General features: G+C 33.1%; 2 protein-coding genes. One reads left to right on the forward strand and one right to left on the reverse strand.

Annotated elements, in window-relative coordinates:
* The coding region (locus BACFIN_RS14670; protein WP_007750402.1) for a DUF2726 domain-containing protein at positions 1-713 on the forward strand (713 nt) is incomplete at its 5' end.
* An 89-nt stretch (positions 714-802) separates the two neighbouring features.
* On the opposite strand, the gene BACFIN_RS14665 is transcribed toward BACFIN_RS14670, so the two are convergent.
* Positions 803-1,606: a tyrosine-type recombinase/integrase gene (locus BACFIN_RS14665; protein ID WP_007750405.1), complete on the reverse strand. Its 804-nt coding sequence runs from the start codon at positions 1,604-1,606 to the stop codon at positions 803-805.
* Positions 1,607-1,849 lie beyond the last annotated feature (243 nt).

A 1,849-nucleotide genomic window follows, 5' to 3' on the forward strand; every position in this document is an offset into this window, starting at 1 on the left:
ATGTCGCAACAGTCCATAAATTTCAGGGAAGAGAAAAGGATGCTATCATTATGACCACTGTCGACGATGTCATCACTTCCTTTTCCGACGATCCAAACCTACTCAATGTTGCTGTTTCGCGGACTAAGTCACAATTCTATTTAGTCGTATCGGGAAACGAACAACCCAAAGACTGCAATATCAGCGATTTGATTGCTTATATCGAATATAACAATGGTACTGTTTCCACCAGTAAGATTCATTCTATATTCGATTATCTATATGAACAATATACAAATGCCCGAATTGCCTATTTAAAGAAACACAAGAAAATATCCGAATACGATTCCGAGAATCTTACATTTGCCTTACTTGAAGATATCCTGAAAGAGAATATCAATATGCGTCATTTGAATATCATTTGCCATTTACCACTCTATATGTTGATTCAGGATTATTCTCTATTGAATGAAGAGGAAAGCAAATATGCTGCAAATATAAACACTCATATCGATTTTCTAATTTATAATCGTGTGAGCAAGCAACCGATATTGGCTATTGAAACAGATGGATATACATTCCATAAATCGGGGACAAGTCAGTCAGAACATGATATTAAAAAGGATCGTATTTTAGAGTTATACGGAATTCCATTGGTGAGATTGTCTACTATTGGTAGTAATGAGAAGAAAATTATTGGAGATAAACTTATTGAGATACTAAAATCACACTAACACCATATCTCCCTTAAATAATAGAGTTTACAAATCAATAGTTGCAACCAATGATTTGTAAACTGCTAATATTAACTAAACCACAACTATTACCAAGTAATAACTTTATCCACAATTTCCTGCTGTTCTAAGGCAGTCCTTCTTAAATATATACGAGTAGTTTCAATACTTTCATGCCCCATCAAATCAGCCAACAAAGAAATATCATTAAATTTTTCTAGAAAATTCTTTGCAAAACGATGTCGAAATGAATGAGGATAAACAACTTTAGTATTAAGTTCATACTTCTCGGCATAGTTCTTTAATTGTTGAGAAATCCCTCTTGTTGTAATTCGTTCACCAAAACGATTAAGAAAGAGATAACCACTTTCACGATTAATAGCAATTAGCCAAACCTTAGTTTCATCTCTAAGCTTCTTTGGAATAAACAAACGGCGAATTTTCCCACCTTTAGTATAAATATCAAAATAACCAATATTCACATGCTCTATTTTTATTTGTATTAATTCACTAACGCGAGCACCAGTAGCAGCCAAAAAACGCACAACAAAATACCATTCCTGATTTTCTTCTTTCTTTAATTTGTTTTTCAGAAATATATAATCAGCATTACTAATCACATTTTCCAAATAAGAACGTTGTTGTACTTTCACCGACTTTAGGCGAAGCCGCGTTTTATTAACGAAATCAAGATATTTATTTAAAGCTTGAATTCGTAAGTTTACAGTTTTAGGCTTAAAGGTTTCAATTAAATACGTTTTGTAAAGTAACAAGTTTCTCTTATTCAAATCTTTATGACGAGAATAAAAATCATTTACTGCATATTGATATGCAGAAATCGTATTATCCGCCATATTACCCTGACGAAGAAAGGTTTCAAATTTTTCTACCATGATTGTTTTTAATTAATAATACAATTAAACTATCAGTCATAAGATAAGCATAATAAAATAGCAATAGTTCCTATTATGAGAAGTTTCTCGCTACCGGGGAGGTGAAGTGCATTGACGAGGAGATTCCGTTTGAGATTCCGCAGGGGTGGGAATGGTGCAGACTTTCATTGCTTATTTATCCTCCCAAATATGGAACTTCAAAAAAATCTGTCCCATCTGGTTTATTGCCTGTTCTTAGGATGG

Source organism: Bacteroides finegoldii DSM 17565 (assembly GCF_000156195.1).
In the GTDB taxonomy this organism is placed as follows: Bacteria; Bacteroidota; Bacteroidia; order Bacteroidales; family Bacteroidaceae; genus Bacteroides; species Bacteroides finegoldii.

Bases quoted from the DNA above. Each gene is read 5' to 3' on its own strand.
- BACFIN_RS14665 (WP_007750405.1), bottom strand. From the start codon at position 1,606: ATGGTAGAAAAATTTGAAACCTTTCTTCGTCAGGGTAATATGGCGGAT.